We start from the raw sequence: 19,892 nt of genomic DNA on the forward strand, positions 1-19,892 counted from the left end.
GAATTAAAGAGATTTGAGGATAATAAAGTCAAATGATACCCCAAGATTTCATTGTATATAAGGATGAAGTTAGACGAAATATACTTAGGTAATTTTATCAAAAAATCATTTCCCCATTACCAACCGTGTTTGGGCACTACCTCCATCTGCGTCCAGTAACTGAATTTTTAAATTCGATTCCTTCGTCAGATTTCTATCTACGGCCAGCGTTACCGTATGAATTCCCTGTAAAAGTTCAGCTGTTAAACTGTTTTGTAAAAGTTTTCCCGGTTTTCCATCTACCCAGGCTTGTATACCCGTTGTGGTGTTAAGAGACAGATTCACCGTTCCTTTTGTAACTACTTCAATCTCAAAACGAATAAAACTCAGACGTTTTGAACCGGCGACTTCAATAACAGGAATTTCGTTAAGGGGCAAGTCACCGGCTACCTTGCTGTATATCGGATCGAAAACAACTTTCGAGTTTTCTTTTATAACGTAGGTAACTCCCTCTGCCGCTAGTTTTTTCATAAGCTCTTTACCTGGGACTGCGCTGCTCCAACGGCGAACGAATCGGGTTGTGGGTACGCGGTAATTACCAGATTCACCTAATTTTGAAAGAAAGCCAATCAAATTGATGAATTCCTGCTGATCCAGGCCTGCTGTAAGTCCCGGAGGCATTAATGAGCCAGGCACCTTTTCCATTAATTCGACCTGGCTTTTTGGTATGGATACTTCTTTTCCCGTTACGTCCCGGATCACAATATCTGAGGCGCCGTCGCTGGCAAGATACCCAAGCATTTCTGTCCCATCTTTTTTCAAAACCCGTTTTAAATCGTAACCTTCTTTGATCGATAAATTTGGGTAAAGCACAGAACGGATGATTGTCTCCACAGGTGAGCTGGTGCCGAGACTGCTCAAATCAGGACCGATACGCCCGCCTGCGCCACCGATTGCATGACAGGAAGTACAGTTGACTTCCGCTTTTCTGAAAATCAGTTCTCCTTTTTCCGGATCAGCTTTTTCACTGATCACTTTTGCCAGGCCAGCAATTTCGTTGTCATTAAGTTCCTGAGCCATTTTTGCTGCGGGCATCGCTCCGCCGGATTTTTCGAGGGCAGCTTTGAGTGCAAGCACGTCGGTCTGCCTTTGTCGCGTCCACATCACGCGCGTCTGAACCAGTTGTCTGCCTTTTTTAGCAATGGATTCAGGGATTTTCTTTGAATTAATTGCGGCAGTTAACGCTTCCGTTCCGGCTTTGTTTCCAATCAAAGCGATGAAAATATCTGACATATCCGTATCCGCGGGAAGTGTTCGCATAAGCTCCGTTCCAATACGCGCAGCCTCCTCAGGGTTGAAATCAGCTAATTGTGCTGTGGCTATGATCCTCACTTCCGCAGCATTTTTAGGCCCAGCCATCTCAGTCGCCAGTTTTAGTGCGTTTGTTTTATTGATAGCCGCCAAGGAAGAAAGCGCCGTTTTTTTAGTCGGGATATTTCCTGTTTTAATCAGGCTTAAAAGGCGGTCACTGAGCTGTTCAAGCTTCCATAATCCGATCAGTCGAATGGCGGACTGGCTAACTGCTTCATCTTCATTTCCAATCAAATTGGCAATACGCTCCGGATTATTATCTGGTATAAGTTTTCTTGAACGCGCCGCTTCTTCTAACGCATTCAGCTGTAAAATCAGTGTTTTATCTTTGTTCTGCACCGCAAAATCCAGCAGCATATTCAAGTCGGCGACCGTTCCTGATTTCGCAATGGCATTGATAACATCCTTTTGATATTCAGAAGGAACCTGACCTTTTTGATATATTTTTATTAAAAGTGATACCGCTTCCGGCGAACTAACTGACTTCAAGGCAAAAACAGATTTTTTAGCATCTGCAAAGAAATCAGGTTCAGCTTTTAATCTGGCCATCCATATCGGTTGAAGTTCGCGTACCGTCTGCCAAAGCGCAAAATCGAGAAATTCATCCATCGGCTTGTCAAGCACCTTTAGAGCAGTACGGGAGGCCTCGGCAGTTTTCGTTTTCCGCAGTGCAATGACAGCTTCCAGACGAACCTGTGCATGTTCATCGTTGACCATTTTTTCGAGAATGGCAGGCACATTGGCAATTTTTGAATGCCAAGCTTGCAGCGTACGCAGGGCGGATGAACGGGCATTGTGACTTTCTGCATTTAACAGGCTTGTAAGCAGCGGTTCATTTACGGTTTCCAGCGCCTGAAAAACCCATAATGCTTCCAATAAAGTATGCTCATAATTTGCATCTTTTTTGTCCAGGGCACCAACCCATTTTTGCAACACAGGAATAACTTCTTTCGCTCCACGTTCTTTCAAAACTTGTTTTGCATTAGAACGTACCAGATCTTCCGGTGCTTTCAACGCCTCCAAAAGGACCGGAATTGAGGCATTGTTCAGTTTCTGTACCTTTGCCAACGGACGATTTTTTGCAGTAACACGCCAGATGCGTCCGTGTTCCTGGTCGCGCCTAGGATCAAAGAAGTCCACCTCTCCATGTTGAATGATTGGGTTATACCAATCGGCAACGTAAATGGCACCGTCTGGGCCGACATTTATATCTACTGGCCGGAAAGCAACATTGTCCGTCCACATCAAATCCTCCATTTGTTTGGACGCATATCCGCTTCCCTGTTCTTCAAGTTTGAAGCTATTGATCCGGTTCGCCCTGAAATCGTTTGTGATCATTCTTCCCTGCCAGGTATCGGGTAAATGGCTTCCTGAAATTACATCCAGTCCACTATGTTTTGGCTGTCCGGGATTCAGGCCACGAATAATACGTTCGGCACCTTGCGTCGCGGCGAAAGCAGCACCGGGAAAAGCATAGTTTATACCTTCACCACCTGCTCCGTCGGTTAAGAAAGACTGTCCCCAACGATCAAATTGCAAACCCCAGAAATTAATTCCGCCCCGGGCATACACGTCCAGTTCCAGTGTTTTCGGATTTAGCTGCCAGACGCCTCCGGCTTCCAGACGTTTTACGCCAAAAGGTGTTTCAATATGACTGAAAATGTAAATGGATTGGTTGAAATACATTTTCCCTTCTGGCCCCCAACGAAAGGTATGGATTAAATGATGTGCATCACCGGTTCCAAAACCATGCAAAACTCTGCGTTTTTTATCTGCTTTTCCATCGCCGTCCGTATCGGAAAAATGTAATACTTCAGTAGAGTTGGCGACATAAACTCCGCCATCACCCGGGAGAATTCCGGTAGGTGTAAGCAGGCCTTCGGCGAAAATCGTTGTTTTGTCTGCTTTTCCGTCACCATCAGTGTCTTCGATAACAAAAATCTTGTCGTTGGCTTCTTCGCCCGTTTTTAAATGCGGATAAGCAGTACTGCTCACCACCCACAAACGGCCGTCAGCATCCCAGTTCATCTGGATAGGTTTGGCAACCAGTGGTTCTGCTGCCCAGAGTGTCACTTCGAAACCATCGGCAACGTGAAAAGACGCGAGCTCTTTCTGAACGTCCGGATCGGGATCTTCTTTCACCGTAGCCTGGTGAACGGAAGATGTTGTTAAAAGAACCATCGGAATAATGACGGCTCCATATAGTGTTTTAGTAAATTTAAATGGCCTCATATTTTTTGCTATTGACCAGGCGTCTGAGCGTCTCGATGATTTGTGATGAATAATAAACTGCTCCCGCTGGATTGAACGGGCAAAAAATTGTAATTACTTTAAAGCAGATATTTGATAAATATGCGGTTTCGGCATTCGCTCCATGGCAATCTGGCTTTCCAGAAACTTGATCAGGATACTCTGGTCGTCCAGATCTTTCACATGTTTACCCTGCTCGTAAGCCCTGAATCCAATAATATAAGTTTCGTTTATCGGGCGGTACTGAAAAAAGAATAAGTCGTTTTTTTTTAGGATCATATTTTTCACCAGATTTGCCTGATTGAATGCGGCACCGTTCTTTATTTCAATTCCCGTTTCCCAGTCTTTTGCAGAAGCAGTGATCAGGTCGAAGCCATCTTCTTTTAGTGTATAAAATCCTTTTTTCAGACCAGAAATTTTAAAGATCTGAGGAGTGCTGTTTACCAATTCACCTGATTTCGGCGCGGGCAGTGGGAGATACTTTTGATTGATCGTAAATTTCAGATTATTAAGGTCATTTGTCTCTTTCATTTTTTTAATATTTTCAGAAGTCTCGATCGACTGTTTAGAAACATTGATCGCAGCAGGCTGTGGATCTGATTTTAAACCCAGATTATTTTCAAGAATTTCGGCCAGGTAATAATATCCCGCTTCGTTAAGATGTATGCCGTTTTCTGTGATGACGGATTTCTTACTGACTTGCAAGACCGGATTATACAGATCAATAAATTTTTTTCCCCGCTGCGACGCGATTTTTTCAATTTCAGAAGAATAAAGCTGGATGTCAGCATTCCGTTTATCAGCTCCGATTGCAGAATCCGCTGATATGACCGGTAGGGGAGAAAGCAGGATTGTCCTGGCACCCAATGAATCGATCTTATTGAGAAGATTGTTCAGTCCATCTTTAAAATGGGAAAGCCCAGCTTGGCCTTCCTGCGCCTCGACACCGCCATAAGCGAGAAAAACAACGGAAGGCTGTGTCTTGATTATATTTTGAATCAAATGCTGATATGCCGTTGGCGGGTTAGTGAATGTACTTCTGGCATCGCCAAATACATTATCACCTGTCCATCCGAGGTTTCTGAAAGTCACAAATTTATCAGCGAATTTTGTAGTAAGCGCGAGTTCAAGGTAGCCGAACTCAAAATCGTTTTCAAAAACTGAATTTCCAAGAAAAACGACGCGATCGCCATCTTTCAGATCAAAGTTGTCAACTGATTTTTTTGAGTCTGATGAGGTTTTGTTTTGAGCAATCGCCGGTCCTGCCAGCAGTGAAATTATTAATAAAAGATAATATGCGGAAGTAGCCGAAACTCTTACGATTCTCATGTAGGGAAATTTTAATGTCAATTTCTGGCGAAAATAGGGAAACAAAATTATGAACGTAGAAACAAAAGCCTGTAAGATTATAATTCCTACTGTGGATCACTGACTTGTTTATAAAAAATTAATTACGATGCTCTGATTGCCTGTTATTGAGGATGGGGAAGTAATATTTAATGATTCAATAACATTAACGAACAATCCTGTTCACAGCCCGATCGTAATTTCGTGGACCACATAAAAATAGAAAGATGCTTTCCTATTTTACGAGAAACAGGTATACCACCGGCGCTTTGGTTATTTTGGTTTTCTTTTGGACAAGTACAGAACCAACAAATGGCTCTTCGGCGGTTTACTCCCTAAAAAACACAGAGCTGAAAATCGCAGATGCGGGTGAGTTTTCCGTGATCACGTATAATGTGGCTGGGTTGCCTGGAATTATTTCAAGTGCTGTAACCGAGCGTTCTTCCAGTATGATTGAAATTGGAAGGATTTTAAATCAGTTTGATATTGCCCACGTGCAGGAAGATTTTAATTACAACAAATATCTTTATCAGCGAGGGAATTTGCATCCTTACCGGACTACTCCAAAAGGCAAAGTACCGTTCGGTGACGGTTTGAATACGCTCTCCAAATATCCCGTTCATGAAGTTCGTCGGATTAAGTGGAAGGATTGCACCGGAGCTGATTGTTTTACGCCCAAAGGGTTTTCATACAGCAGTATAGAAGTAGCGAAAAATGTTTTTATTGATTTCTATAATGTCCACGCCAACGCCAATAATCACTATGCAGCTGCCGAGGCACGAAGAAAAAATATTTTGCAATTATCTGCTTATATCAAAAAACATTCTTCTGAAAACGCAGTCATTGTGATGGGCGATCTGAATGCGCATTACAGTTATTTCTATGATAATGTAGGAATATTGAACACTGAGAATAAACTTGAAGATGTCTGGTTATCACATAAGAGTGACGGGAAATTTCCTGAGATGTCCAGACAATTTCCTGATGATAATATTTTGTCAGTCACTGATTCATGTGAGACGATCGATAAAATTCTTTTCCGAAGCAGTAAAGATTTGACACTTCAGATACAGGATTACCGCCTTGAAAATATTTTATTCACCACTAAAACGGGCCTGCCACTTTCAGATCATCATCCGGTTAGTGCCAGGTTTCAATGGAGTCTTGTGAAACAGGGTGATGAGAAAAATGACAGTATCCTGGCAATGAAGAAAAATGGTCTTTTACCTGTTTTATCGGGTTTCTGAAATGCAATAACAATCTTAGATGCAGTTCGTCGCGTCTGAATTTTAACACCCGGAGAAATAAAATTCGTTGTAATGTCAATGTACCGATGTAATTGTTTCGTCGTAGTGAAATAGCGTGGTGTGAGTAATTATATACATACAGCTGGCTTTTCACCATGAAAGAAATATTCAAAGGTTTTTGGTATGTTCAGCATTTTGGGTTTTAGTAAAAAATATATTGGAGTCGTCATGCTCCTGGCAGGTTTTCTGGTCTCAGCTTTGATGCTCACGGCTTATACAGACAAGAAAACGGAGCTCTACGCAAGTCCGGATTCACTAATTCTGAATCCTTTTGTTGAGCCAGACTTTCCATTTATTTCGACTTCACTTGACGCAAGAAAATTAGGGCCCCATTTTCCCGAAGACAATATTTCCGCCAGATCACTTGCCTTGCAATTGGGAGATAGTGCCTACGCCTGTTTCGATACAGATTTACTACGCTGGTCGGTAGGGTGGACCGGGAAATTTCTGCCGATGGTTTTAATGGCGCAGATCTCTTACAAAGACTTTTTTAACAAGAATAATAAAGTGACAACCGTAACGGGAAGTCCAAAAATCGCGACAGGTTTATATGCAGGTTGGTCTGAAGGAAAACCTGATTTTATTGACCCGAGAGAAGAACCCGAAATTGCCAACGAGATTAAATGGGGCTCAATGCCGGCGGAGAAAGGCAGATGGAATGGCGTTTTTGTATACGGCGAGAAAGCGGTGCTGAATTACAGTGTGGGAAAAGCTTCGGTTTACGAATTGCCTGAAAGTATCCGTTTTGAAGATCAAACCGTTTTTGTCAGAAAATTTCAGATTGAAAATGCAGGAAAAGAACTTTACCTGAATGCGGCTGAGGTGACAAATGCTTCTGGAAGTGAGGTAAAAGGCAAAATTGCTTACGTATATCAAGGAGCGAATAAAGATACTGTTACCGCGATTGCTGTTCTCGGAAAAGCGACACTGAATATGCAGCCTGAGGTAACGAAAAACCAATACATGACAGTCCGTATTGCGCCATCAAATAAACGGGGCGAGGGGACAATCCTTGTCTGGAAAGGTCCGGCCAATAAAAAATCTGCTTTTGAAAAATTATGTAAAAAGAAACATATCACGCTTCCTGATTTCAGGAAAGGTGGCGAGTCACACTGGGGACAGGCAGTAATAACTTCGGGCGAGCTGGCACCGGATACTGCCGCTTATGTAACCGACAAACTGACGCTTCCGCTAAATAATCCGTGGAAAAGAAATGTTCGGGTTGCTGATATTTCGTTTTATAAAAACGGAAGAGCAACGGCTGTTACTTTTGAAGGCGATGTCTGGATGATTGACGGAATTGATAAAAACCTTAAAAGTATTCGTTGGAAAAGATTTGCGTCAGGGTTGCATGAACCGCTAAGTATTGAGGTGGTCAGGGATACTGTTTACGTTTTTGGGCGGGAAGGAATCGTTCGCCTCCATGATTTGAATGAAGACGGGGAAGCGGATTTTTACGAGAATTTTTCAAATGTAGTAACCCAGTCGCCTGAGTCACGTGAATGGGCTGCTGATATGGTCTACGCGCCCGATGGAAGTTTCTATGTGGCAAAAGGCGGAACGCAAAGTAATGGGCCGGGAGTGACCTCTCAGGTGACAAAAGGGTTTAGGGCCGGTTCAAAACATAACGGAACTATCCTGAAAATTTCGCCTGATGGACGTAGTTATGAAGTAATTGCTACTGGTTTAAGAGGTCCTTATATCGGTATTCATCCTGAAAAAGGAACGCTCACAGCTTCGGACCAACAGGGTAATTTTGTTCCATCGACGCCGATTTATTTAATTAAAAAAGGAGATTATTATGGTGTTCCTGCTTCGGCGCATCGCAAAGATAATCCACCGATTGCGCCGCCATTAACCTGGATTCCACACAGAGTTGATCGTTCCAGTATCAGCCAGGCATGGGTTACAGGAAATAAAATGGGTCCTTTGAATGGAGACTTAATCCATTTTTCGTTTGCCCATCCAGGTCTTTTCAGGGTACTGATAGATAGTGCTGCCAGTATACCACAGGGCGGTATCAGTTTTATTCAGGCAGATTATCCTGCACCAACTTCCAAGGGTGCGATGAATCCGATTGACGGGCAATTGTATATTACGGGATTTAATCTTTGGGGGTCGAGTTCAAGCGGAATAAGTGCGTTGATGCGACTTCGATATACTGGCAAACAGATGTATTTACCCAATCAATTTCAGGCTGCGAAACAGGGAATCGTGCTCGGTTTCGATACTGAACTTGACGGCACAGGGTTGAATGTTTCGGATTTTGCGGTTAAACGATGGAATTATAAACGTACTGAGGAATATGGCTCTGGTCATTTTAAACTGGATGGAACATCAGGCGAAGAGACTTTGGAAGTTGCCGGTGCCTATCTTTCAACTGACAGAAAAAAAATTCTGCTGCTCGTGCCCGATATGCAGGACGTCATGCAGATGGAAGTTGCATACAAAATCAAAGCGGCGGACGGAAAAAATATCAATGACCGTTTTTGGTTTACGATTAATAATCTTTCTCAATTGAAATCTCAAAGCGATTTTTCAAAAGTAGATTTTTCAGTGTTGGAAAAGAAAAAGGTACAATCCGAATCAAAACCCGAAACAGAACTAGCCGCATCAGCAGAAAAAGGTAAAGATATTTTTCAAAAAATGGCTTGCGCTGGCTGCCATTCTGCCGGGCTTGTCACAAAAGGAATGTATGGGCCGCCTTTTCAAAATCTTTATAAATCCGAGCGGCGTTTTGAAGATAATTCGACAGCTATTGCCGATGAAAATTACATACGGGAGTCCATTCTGACGCCTTCTGCTAAAATTGTGAAAGGATATAATGAAGAAATGCCTTCGTTTGTAGGAATACTTTCTGAGACAGATATCGCGTCTGTGACCTTGTATATAAAATCACTTAAAAAATAATTTTTTTCAACAATATTTCGAAAGAAACAACTTTGACCACAATGTCATTTATCGTCCAGGTTACCGCTGACATGGCGGTATTGGGAGGGAGAAATCCCTTCTGATTTTTTGAATTGTCTTCCAAAATAATTTAGATCAGAAAAACCGAGTTGGTAACAGACGTCAGAAATTGTTGCTCTCGACTCGGTTAAGAGCGTTTTCGCTTTTTTGATTTTTTCTTTTAAAATAAACTCTACCGGGCTGATATTAAATTCGCGTTTGAACGCGCGGTAAAACGAAGCTCGACTCATGCATGCTTTCTCGCTCAAATCTTCAACTTGAATTTTCTCCCCGATATTGGTCCTGATGTAATGGATGATATAGGCTAGCGGATTGTCATGCTGGTTAAATGAATCATCCTGCACAGCATTAAGATTTTGGGTCTGGATGATGTGGACTACGAGCTCCTGGAGTGTGAGATCGGCCAGGATATCTTTTCCCAATGAATTTCCAGAACAGATGTGAATCAGTTTGTTGATGCTTTGTGCCAGATCCAGATTATTTAAAAAATGATACTGATTGTGCTGCAACTGCCAGAATTGATCCTGACCTTCCCGCGGATATTGCTCGTTTAGCCTGTCAACAATCTGCTGGATTTTTGCATGGTCAAGCGCGAGGGCAATGCACTGTGTCGGGTTTGTTTCCGTTGCTTCCGGAAAGTCAATTTTCATAGTCACGTTTGCCGGAACAAGAACAGTCTCGCCCGGCATATAGTCAAATCCGGGCTGGTCAAACAAATGCATTACCTTTTTTCCTCTCAGCATACTGGTCACCACAAAATCCGAAAAGGAAAGCGGTACAAGTGCAGATTCCTGCAAAGTTTCAAAAACGTTTAATTCACAGTTTTGAAGGGTGAAAGCACGACGGTTTTCCACCAACGTTTTCATTGATTTTTGAGGAGAGATCGCGATTTGGTTTAACTTAAATCCGGATGCCATATTTTTTTGGAGCGATGTAGAGAATTATTAAAATTCAGAAAGGCAGTGAAATTGTCATCGTTTGATTTATAAGCTAACGCGCTACAATCAAATATAAATATAAAAGAAATTTTATTTTTTTTGAGATTATTATCCTATTATTTGAAACAATAGTTCCAGTCTGAAATTGCAATCAACACTAAGTTTGTATCAGTCATTCACGAATTAAAATTGATACATCTATGGATACGCTGGAAGTAGAAAACAAATCAGATGTTAGTTCAACCTTAGCCAAACGACCTGTATTTAAGGCGCAATACGAAAATTATATTGGTGGCAAATTTGTCGCGCCGGTAAAGGGTGAATATTTTGATAATCTTTCACCGATCGATGGTAAAGTGTTCACCAAAGCTGCGCGTTCAGGAAAAGAAGACGTGGAACTCGCGTTAGATGCAGCCCACGAAGCTTTTAAAACCTGGGGTAAATCCGCCGCTACTTATCGAAGCAATATCATGCTGAAAATTGCCCAGGTAATCGAAGATAATCTTGAATATCTGGCAGTTGTGGAAGCCATTGACAACGGAAAAGCCATACGTGAAACCAGAGCGGCAGATCTTCCGTTGTGCGTGGACCATTTCCGATATTTTGCCGGCGTGATCCGTGCAGAAGAAGGAGGAATTTCAGAGCACGACGAAAATACAGTGTCGATAAATCTTCATGAACCGCTTGGCGTGGTGGCACAGATTATTCCGTGGAATTTTCCACTTTTAATGGCAACCTGGAAAATAGCACCTGCGCTCGCGTCTGGTTGTTGCGTGGTCGTGAAACCAGCAGAACAAACTCCAACGTCAATAATGTGTTTAATGGAACTGATCGGTGATCTGCTTCCTGCTGGTGTTTTGAATATTGTGACCGGATTTGGCCCTGAGGCCGGAAAACCTCTGGCAACTTCGCCGAGAGTCGCCAAAGTCGCATTTACCGGCGAGACAACAACGGGCCGTTTAATCATGCAATATGCTTCCGAGAATCTGATTCCCGTTACGATGGAGCTTGGCGGTAAATCTCCCAATATTTTCTTCGAGTCTGTTGCTGATCAGGATGATGCCTTTTTTGATAAGGCCGTGGAAGGAGCGGTTATGTTTGCTTTGAACCAGGGTGAAGTGTGTACCTGCCCTTCCAGAATTCTGGTTCAGGAAAGTATATATGACAAGTTTATGAGCCGTGTGGTCGAACGTACCAAAGCCATCAAACTGGGGCATCCGTTGGACGGAACCACGATGATGGGCGCCCAGGCTTCTAATGACCAGTATGAAAAAATTCTTTCCTACTTAAAAATAGGGAAGGAAGAAGGCGCCGAAGTTCTTTGTGGAGGAGAGGCGAATAAATTTGAAAATGGTATATCAGGAGGTTATTATATCAAACCGACGCTGTTTAAAGGCCACAACAAAATGCGGATTTTTCAGGAGGAAATCTTTGGTCCGGTTGCTTGTGTGACAACTTTTAAAACAGTTGAAGAAGCAATCGAAATTGCTAACGATACACTTTACGGACTGGGAGCTGGCGTCTGGACTCGTGATGCGCATGAAATATACCAGGTGCCGCGTGCCATCCAGGCGGGTAGGGTTTGGGTAAATAATTACCATGCTTACCCTGCACATGCACCATTTGGGGGATATAAAAAGTCTGGTTTCGGACGTGAAAACCATAAGATGATGCTTGGTTATTACCGCCAGACTAAAAATATGCTTATCTCATACGATCGTAACAAACTTGGTTTTTTCTAATAGGGATTTCGTTTTTTGTAGGGAATGCACGGAGGGATTCGTGCATTCCAATTTTTTAAGCTCTTACATTTCGTCAACAAAATTAACTTGTCTGAAATATGAAAACACCTCGTGTTCTGATCACGCCGGAAGCTGAAAATGTAGTAACTGAACTCAAAGGTCGTTTTGGCGAACTAATGTTTCATCAAAGCGGAGGCTGCTGTGACGGTTCACAGCCGATGTGTTTTGAAAAGGGCGAATTCAAAACGGGGGAGAGCGATGTATTTCTGGGTGAAATTTCCGGTTGTGCGTTTTTTATGAGCCGCGATCAATTTGAGTACTGGCAGCATACACAGCTTACCATTGACGTAACACCAGGCAGAGGTTCGAGTTTTTCTCTTGAAATACCGATGGGCGTTCGTTTTATTACCAGATCCAGAATGTTTAGTCACGAAGAGGCAGGTAATCTTGTTGAGGTTGGTTCAGGTATTCAGGCCGACTAAATAGATTTTTGCGGATAAAAATAAGCATGGGCGACTTTCCCATGCTTATTTTTTTGATAATTTTTGTATCGATTCACTTCTGGAACAGTTCTTTATGAGTTACCAGCAATTCATCAAAATAAACAACCGTAAAGATTTGAATCATGAAAAAGACAGTCATTAATATAGGAATCTTCATGTTGACTTTGTCTGCTGGCGCCTTTGCCCAAAGCACAACTTCATCAACGAATCCAAACCAGAGTTCTACGGATACGACTAAAAATGCCAGCGCAGCGGGTGCTACTTCAACAACGACAAGTACGGCAAAAGGCACTAAGCCGGATAGTTCAGCCGGGAAAGCAGATGGTTCTTCGGCCAGGCCAAATCCTACATCCGGGACAGCTCCAAGTGGAAGTACAGGAACTGCTGAAAATACAGGAAATTCCGGAAGTGCAGGAACTGGCGGAAATACAGGAACCGCTGGAAATACCGGAAGTATAGGAAATGCAGGTCAGGGTGCTACCCAGGCAACGCCGGCGAGTGAGGCAGCTGCTGCAAAAGGTATGGCAGCTCAACAAATCGCCAATGATCAAAAAGGTGCCGTTACACGGACCGAGCCTGATACGGCAGTAAAAGAGGGAAGTGGGGCCGGCAAAAAAAACAGGAAAAATAAGACTGGTAAAACTGGTAATTATAAAGGAGAAGCATTTAAAACAAGTAATCCAAAATAATCTTATCAGGAAATGGCATCAGGATCAACTCCTGATGCCATTTATTTTTAAGGCTCTTTTTACCTGGACGGAAATTAAAGATTTATTATAAAAAGTTTTTCTTAAAATACTTCACCCAGCGTGAGTTTGATTCCGGAATAATCTTTGCTGAATCCATAGTTCAAAGCGATGTTTGTCCCAGATCGTTTATTCATTTTGATACGAAGACCTGCCCCCGCACCAGGGTTCCAGTTAATCAGAAATGTACTTTTCGGACCGCAGACTGTATTGAAGTTGGCAAACACTACAAAACCCAGAAATCCATTGCTGGTAATATCCCTTCGATATTCTGCCTCAATATAAAGCAGGTTTCTGCCACGATATCGATTTTGATCGAAGCCACGGCCGGAGCGGTTATAATCTTCCCATCCAATACTTGGAAGATCGAGATAAGGTATTTTTTTATCAAAAACTTTCCATAGATAACCCCATAAAGCCAGCATATTCTGCTTCTCCAGACTTGGATTAAACCGGATATATTTTCTAAAATCAACGTAAACTGATTTCCACGAATTATCATTTCCCAGCCATGTCGGATTAACGCGGTACTGTATGCTCGTATAATATCCATCCCATGGATTCAGCGAATTATTACGTGTATCAAAAAGTAGATTAAAGCTGTAACCGGAAGAAAAGCTGTTTAGGGACTGTGATGTGCCATAATCATATCCTGTATATTCTTGCAAAAGAGGATCCCCATTCTGCGTTCGTACGTTTACACGATAATCAATATGATAACCGACACCGGCAAAAAAACCATGGGATATTCGTTTAAAGGCAGTTTGGTATAATCTCAAATACGAATAGTTTACCAGTAATTTTTCGTCTTCGCCATACTGCCTGCCAAGTCCCCAGGTATACTGTGGATACACCATCATCCGGGTATCACCGCTGATTACCCACTTATTCTGTTTCAACCAAATGTAAGACCGGATGGGGAGACCAAAGCGTTTTTTGAAATTCCAATAAGGGGTAAACGTTACCCGGGACATGTACGTATCTTTTCTGTCCCCTAAATAAAAACCTGCCGTGGTGGATGTCACAATCGCAGTTCCGCCGCCGGGAACCTGGGTGGAAAAGGGCAGTACAGAAAAATAAATCGTTCTCCCCGTGCTATCAGGAGCTTTCGGACGCTTAATATTGAAAAGTTTTTTACCGACATCTATCAAGTCCATCAGTTTGCTGGTATCTCCTCTGACCGTTGAATCTCTTTCCAGAACGTTGGTTGGACTTTGCGCATGTAACAAACGAGGAAGCATTGCCAGAACTATGAAGCATGTGATAAATAAGGTATTATTTCGGTATCCGCTATTTACCGAAATTCTGATCGTCGTGTTCAATACTAAATAATCTGATTGTAATATTTTAACTTTCTGTAAAATCAACTTGTTCCTAAATCAGTAATTTTTTCAACCTCTGAAGAAGGCTGAGGGTAAATTGAGCCTCATATCCCGCATTTATCGCGTTTCAAGCAAAAGAAACGGTAAGCCGTCTCAAACATTCCAGAGAACGCAGAGCTGGTTAAATTTGTTCAGTATCAATAGGTCGCATCCTTATTTGTCAAATAAAATTTCCCTTTTAGCGCTACTTAAACTGATTTCGTTTATAGGAGTGCTATTCCCGGATAGATTTTAAATTATATTTCGAGACAAAGTCACAAATTTCCGCAAATCCCCATACTTGCGCTTCGTTTCCCTATATGCATTGCAATGAATCTTTAATTAACCTATGGCATTTATCCGATGCGCCATTCAAGCAGTTGATTGTTAAGAAATTGCAGGGATATACTACTTTTAACTTATTTGCGTACCTTTGCAAGGAATCAAGCGGATTGCTGACTGGTGAAATCGAAGTCAGCTTCTTATTAACTAACTGTTCATTCTCAGACAGATAGGGGAATAAAAATACCTCGCGAGAGTTTGAACTTAAAAAGCTGAACTTTGAATTTTAACGAATTTGAACTCCACGAAGACGTGCTAAACGCCGTGGATTCTATGAACTATCAACAAGCAACACCCATTCAGGAGCAAGCAATTCCTTACATTCTTCAGGGAAAAGATCTTTTGGCTTGCGCCCAAACGGGTACTGGAAAAACAGCTGCATATCTGATCCCCATTTTGGATAAAATTGCAACAACGCCAACCGGACAGATCGGGGCACTGATCCTCGTTCCTACACGTGAGCTTGCACAGCAGATCGATCAGCAAATTCAGGGGCTAGGATATTTTGTCGGCGCCACGAGTATCGCGGTTTACGGCGGAAATAAAGGGCCCGAGTGGGATCAGCAGAAACGTGCTTTAACGCAAGGGGCAGATATTATTATTGCTACACCTGGAAGGCTTATCGCCCATTTGCAACTTGGTTATGTTAGTTTTGGATCGATCCGCCATCTGGTGCTCGATGAGGCTGACAGGATGTTGGACATGGGTTTTTTAAGTGATATATTAAAGATAATGAGCTTCTTGCCTGCAAAACGTCAGACATTGATGTTTTCTGCGACGATGCCTCCAAAAATTGGCGAGCTGGCAAAGCGGATTTTACAAAAACCTGAAGAAGTTCGGCTGGCAGTATCTAGGCCCGCGGAAAGAATTGACCAGCAGTTTTATATGACTACGGACGAACAAAAACTTCCGTTGCTGGTGCATCTTTTAAGTCAGGTAAACAATACCAGTATGGTTTTGTTCACATCCAGAAAATCAACGGTGGAGCCAATTGTGCGTGCGTTAAAAAAACTAGGGCTTGATGCGAGAGGGATTTCATCAGATTCTGATCAGGCAGATAGAGAAATTGTACTGCGTGACTTTAAAAACAGAGCATTTCCTGTTTTGGTGGCGACGGATGTTTTGTCGAGAGGAATTGATATTGATAATTTAAGTCATGTTGTCAACTATGATGTGCCGCGTGATCCGGAGGATTATGTACACCGTATCGGGCGCACTGCCCGGGCGGAATCCAAGGGAACGGCCATTACGTTTATCAATGAACAGGATCAAAAATATGTGCTTAAAATAGAACGTCTTTTCGAGAAAGAAGTTGAAAAACAGGCGATAACGCAAGACCTTGGACTGGGTGAAGCTCCTAAGTTTGATCCAGGCAAATACCGGAATTCGGCACCGCGCGGGAAGGGAACGAATGGTCCTCGTAAAAATCAGGGAGAAGCATCCAAGAAAAGAAGGCCGAAGCAAAAGAAAGATGAAAAAAGTCCGTTGCAAACCTAATTGGGCTTATCTTGCGGCCTGAACGATAGTTAAAAGCGGTTACATGCTTAATGAAAGTTCAACAAATTTAATTGCCTGGGGAGCGTCCAGGGGGCAGAAGTGGTATAATTTTTTGGACTGGTCCAAACATTACTTTACCCGTTTGTCTGTTCTGGACGTTATGAATATTTAAATTAAAAACACTTGGAACGTATACTTCAATGGTGGAAAAATTATCGTTTTAGCATAGCCGAGCCTCCCGTTGTTTCAATGGAGGGACTTTATCCGCTCTTGTTACTTCTGGTTTTGAGCCTGGTCGCAGTATTCTTTCATTTGGTAAGAATTCTTTTCAATGCGCCGGTAGATTTTTCGATGGACTGGAATCTTTTTTTAAGCTGGATTCCTCTGATTGCCGCCTTTTTTATCAATAATATTACCAAACGTTTCGGCCGGTTGCCGGTTCTGGTAATATTCGTAAGTCTTTTTTGGCTTGCTTTTTTTCCAAATGCTCCGTACATGATTACGGATCTTGCACATTTAAGCGTCGATTATCAGCGGGATCTTACCTGGCATGATACGATTATGCTTTTTTGTTATGCAGAAGTCAGTTTGTTCAATGGACTAGTATCATTATACTGGATCCACCAGACATGGCGGCGTGTATTTTCTAAAAAGGTGAGTACGACTTTTTTATTGGCAAGTCTTCCCTTGGCAGGATTCGGTGTGTATCTTGGGCGTATCAGAAGAATGAACAGCTGGGATATTATTCATGATCCCAGATTAATTCTTGAACATCTTTTGAATAGTATGCTCGACAGGACGGCACTTGTCATCAGTCTTGAAATTGGTCTTCTTCTCGGTATGCTTTATTTGGTATTGTGGGCGATCATTAGGTTCAGGGTTCGTTATGGAAAAAAAGAAGCCTGAAAACTTCGTTTCGCGATTAAGTTTTAAGTGTTTTAATTGATTTGGAGGCACAAAAACTTGCCATTTTTATCCCTTAATTTGCAGCTCAAATAATACCGGACTCCAAAGTCTACAAACCTGCGTTGATAGAATGAATGTATCAGAAAAAGTAAAAGATTCTTATTCAAGCCAATATGATGAAAAATCGGTGGCGTGGAGAAATATGGGCGCAAAATATAAAGCGCAAAATATCATAGAACTTGCTAAAAATATCACATTCAACAACGTACTGGAAGTAGGAGCTGGCGAAGGAAGTATACTGTCCTGGCTGTCGAAATGGAATTTCTCGAAAGATTTAAATTGTGTGGAAATTTCCGAAAGTGGTATTGAACTGATCAAGGCTAAAAAAATTGAAAATCTTAAAAACATTCTTTTGTTTGACGGATACAAAATTCCTTTTCCCGATAATCACTTTGATCTTGTAATCTGTTCGCACGTAATGGAACATGTAGAACACGAGCGGATACTTTTGCGTGAAATCAAACGGGTTTCAAAAAACCAGATTTTTGAAGTACCGATCGATTTTTCTTTTTACGTCGACAAGAAACTACAGCACTTTCTCGCTTACGGACACATTAATATCTATACACCGGGCTTATTTCGTTTTTTGCTGAAATCAGAAAATTTTGAGGTTGTTAAGGACAAGTGTTATCTCTTTTCAGACGATGTATTAAAACCGCTGTATGAACATAATAAGACCGGTTTTTATCTGACAAAATTGAAAATGTTTTTTATAAGAATGTTTCCCTTTCTCTTGGGTATCAAGCCAAGCGCTTATGTCGTGCTGACTTCGAAAACAGACAAAGATCTTTCGATATTTTAAATAAAAATGTTGAAAAACGAATCAGTATCTCCGATATCAGATCCGGTATTGTCTCTGGAAATAATTTTTCAGGATGAAAATCTGGTAGCAATTAATAAGCCGCATGGGCTGCTGGTGCATCGCTCGCATATTGCCGCTGACACATCCGAATTTGCTGTTCAGATCCTCCGCGATCAGATTGGGCAACGCGTGTATCCCGTGCACCGGCTGGATCGGAAAACGTCGGGTGTGCTTCTTTTTGCCTTGAACGACGAAATGAATAGCCGGATGCAAAAACAGTTTTCAGACGGAAAAGTCAAAAAACATTACCACGCGATCGTTCGCGGTTTTACACCCGACGAAATGGAAATTGACTATCCGCTAAAACGTGATGATGGTGTGGTTCAGGAAGCTTTTACTTCTTTTAAAACCATAAAAAAAGTAGAGCTGAATTTGGCTTTTGGAAAACATTCTACGTCGAGATATTCCCTTGTAGAACTTACACCAACTACGGGCCGGATGCACCAGCTAAGGAAGCACATGGCCCATATTTTTCACCCCATTATTGGTGATCGTCCGCACGGCTGCAACAAGCAAAATAAATTTTTTCTTGAAAAATTCGGTATGAACTCGATGCTTTTGCATGCAACCGAGTTAAGTTTCTTAGATCCTTTAACCCAAAAGGAAATCTCCCTCCAAGCCGAATATCAGCCTGAATTTCAACGGATGTTACAAACGCTTCAATTTACAGCGGTATAGGTTTTAGCTTTCAGGGAGTGTCAGGATAATTAGTTTTTATAGCCACGCAACCAGCCGAAACCACGGCTCGTATATGCTATTGTAACTAATACTTACCCCTAATAAATTAAAGATGAAAGCAAAAAATTTGTTTAATTCCATCTTCGTGATGGGATGTCTGGCCGTAGCCGGCTGGTCATGCAGCTCCGACGATGACGATGCTACGCCAGTAGTAGTTCCGCCAACACCGACGTTTGATATTTCGCAAAAATCAACTTCGCTTGGGAATGTCCTTACCGATCAAAAAGGTCGAACGCTCTATTTTTTTACCAAAGATGCGAATGGAACTTCCACCTGTACGGGAGGATGCCTTGATGCCTGGCCGATTTTTACAGTGGCGTCGCCGCGACTGGATACTGGTTTAGTAGCCAGTGACTTTGCGTCTATTACACGTGCAGATGGAAAATCACAAGTTACATTCAAAGGCTGGCCATTATACTATTTTGCGTCGGATGCAGTGGCAGGAGACGTAAAAGGTGAAAATGTAAATAACGTCTGGGTTGTGGCGAAAAAATCGTATTCTCTAATGCTTGCCAATACGCAGCTCGTAGGAAATGATGGCAAAAATTATAAAGCCGATTACACAGAAGGAATTGCAGATACACAGTACTTTGTGGATGCGAATGGGCGCACACTTTACGCCTTCAACAAAGACAAAAAGAACAAAAATAACTACACCAAATCTGATTTCAGTAATGATGCCACCTGGCCCATTTGGGTTTCGGATTTAAAAGATTTTCCTTCAACTCTGGACAAATCGCAATTTTCAACCATCGATGTTTTTGGGAAAAAACAAGTAACGTATAAAGGATGGCCGCTATACTATTTCGGACCTGATAACGCGACTCGCGGATTGACAAAAGGTGTTAGCGTTCCAACACCAGGCGTTTGGCCGATTGTCCAAAAAACAACGGCTGCGGCACCAGAATGAATTTTAAAAAGTATACGATTTACCTGGAAATCCGTATAATCAAATTGGCTCAAAACGATTTCG

At 42.2% G+C, this 19,892-nt stretch carries 14 protein-coding genes; 10 read left to right on the forward strand and 4 right to left on the reverse strand.

Translation table 11 applies throughout. The features are described from left to right. Nucleotides 1-105 precede the first annotated feature (105 nt). Together L0657_RS27330 and L0657_RS27335 are read right to left on the reverse strand one after the other, a co-directional pair. Nucleotides 106-3,582: a PVC-type heme-binding CxxCH protein gene (locus L0657_RS27330; RefSeq protein WP_235154045.1), complete on the reverse strand. Its 3,477-nt coding sequence runs from the start codon at nt 3,580-3,582 to the stop codon at nt 106-108. 93 nt (nt 3,583-3,675) lie between these two features. Continuing rightward, nucleotides 3,676-4,929, reverse strand: coding sequence for a GDSL-type esterase/lipase family protein (locus L0657_RS27335; RefSeq protein ID WP_235154046.1), 1,254 nt, complete (start codon nt 4,927-4,929; stop codon nt 3,676-3,678). Nucleotides 4,930-5,174: 245 nt separating this feature from the next. Between L0657_RS27335 and L0657_RS27340 the strand changes: the two genes are divergently transcribed. Both L0657_RS27340 and L0657_RS27345 read left to right on the forward strand, forming a co-directional pair. Next, nucleotides 5,175-6,194: an endonuclease/exonuclease/phosphatase family protein gene (locus L0657_RS27340; RefSeq protein WP_235154047.1), complete on the forward strand. Its 1,020-nt coding sequence runs from the start codon at nt 5,175-5,177 to the stop codon at nt 6,192-6,194. A gap of 183 nt (nt 6,195-6,377) precedes the next feature. Continuing rightward, on the forward strand, nt 6,378-9,164 hold the full coding sequence (locus tag L0657_RS27345; protein WP_235154048.1) for a DUF6797 domain-containing protein: 2,787 nt from the start codon (nt 6,378-6,380) through the stop codon (nt 9,162-9,164). Nucleotides 9,165-9,208: 44 nt separating this feature from the next. Here the strand turns inward: L0657_RS27345 and L0657_RS27350 are convergent, their stop codons facing one another. Further along, complete coding sequence (locus L0657_RS27350; protein WP_235154049.1) at nt 9,209-10,141, reverse strand: AraC family transcriptional regulator; 933 nt, start codon at nt 10,139-10,141, stop codon at nt 9,209-9,211. Nucleotides 10,142-10,362: 221 nt separating this feature from the next. Here L0657_RS27350 and L0657_RS27355 point away from each other — a divergent pair, with 221 nt between their 5' ends. The 3 genes from L0657_RS27355 (at nt 10,363) to L0657_RS27365 (ending at nt 13,096) form a co-directional block, all read left to right on the forward strand. Continuing rightward, on the forward strand, nt 10,363-11,904 hold the full coding sequence (locus L0657_RS27355) for an aldehyde dehydrogenase family protein (RefSeq protein WP_235154050.1): 1,542 nt from the start codon (nt 10,363-10,365) through the stop codon (nt 11,902-11,904). Nucleotides 11,905-12,002: 98 nt separating this feature from the next. Next, on the forward strand, nt 12,003-12,386 hold the full coding sequence (locus tag L0657_RS27360; RefSeq protein WP_235154051.1) for a DUF779 domain-containing protein: 384 nt from the start codon (nt 12,003-12,005) through the stop codon (nt 12,384-12,386). A gap of 143 nt (nt 12,387-12,529) precedes the next feature. Further along, nucleotides 12,530-13,096, forward strand: a complete 567-nt coding sequence (locus tag L0657_RS27365) for a hypothetical protein (protein WP_235154052.1) — start codon at nt 12,530-12,532, stop codon at nt 13,094-13,096. A gap of 101 nt (nt 13,097-13,197) precedes the next feature. Here L0657_RS27365 and L0657_RS27370 read toward each other — a convergent pair whose 3' ends face one another. Next, nucleotides 13,198-14,394 carry a BamA/TamA family outer membrane protein gene (locus L0657_RS27370; protein ID WP_235154053.1) on the reverse strand — a complete coding sequence of 399 codons (1,197 nt, stop codon included), beginning with the start codon at nt 14,392-14,394 and terminating at the stop codon, nt 13,198-13,200. Between the two features lie 735 nt (nt 14,395-15,129). On the opposite strand from L0657_RS27370, the gene L0657_RS27375 reads away from it, so the two are divergent. From L0657_RS27375 to L0657_RS27395, 5 genes are all read left to right on the forward strand, one after another. Continuing rightward, the gene (locus tag L0657_RS27375; protein WP_310588309.1) at nt 15,130-16,353 is read left to right on the forward strand and encodes a DEAD/DEAH box helicase; all 1,224 of its coding nucleotides are present in this window, start codon (nt 15,130-15,132) and stop codon (nt 16,351-16,353) included. A gap of 183 nt (nt 16,354-16,536) precedes the next feature. Then, the gene (locus L0657_RS27380; protein WP_235154054.1) at nt 16,537-17,259 is read left to right on the forward strand and encodes a DUF1361 domain-containing protein; all 723 of its coding nucleotides are present in this window, start codon (nt 16,537-16,539) and stop codon (nt 17,257-17,259) included. Between the two features lie 130 nt (nt 17,260-17,389). Continuing rightward, nucleotides 17,390-18,121 carry a class I SAM-dependent methyltransferase gene (locus L0657_RS27385; RefSeq protein WP_235154055.1) on the forward strand — a complete coding sequence of 244 codons (732 nt, stop codon included), beginning with the start codon at nt 17,390-17,392 and terminating at the stop codon, nt 18,119-18,121. Between the two features lie 6 nt (nt 18,122-18,127). Next, a complete protein-coding gene (locus L0657_RS27390) occupies nt 18,128-18,859 on the forward strand; it encodes a pseudouridine synthase (protein ID WP_235154056.1) in 732 nt (243 codons plus the stop codon). A gap of 112 nt (nt 18,860-18,971) precedes the next feature. Next, the gene (locus tag L0657_RS27395; protein WP_235154057.1) at nt 18,972-19,829 is read left to right on the forward strand and encodes a hypothetical protein; all 858 of its coding nucleotides are present in this window, start codon (nt 18,972-18,974) and stop codon (nt 19,827-19,829) included. Nucleotides 19,830-19,892: the final 63 nt, after the last annotated feature.

This window comes from Dyadobacter sp. CY345, assembly GCF_021502725.1.
Classification (GTDB): Bacteria; Bacteroidota; Bacteroidia; order Cytophagales; family Spirosomataceae; genus Dyadobacter.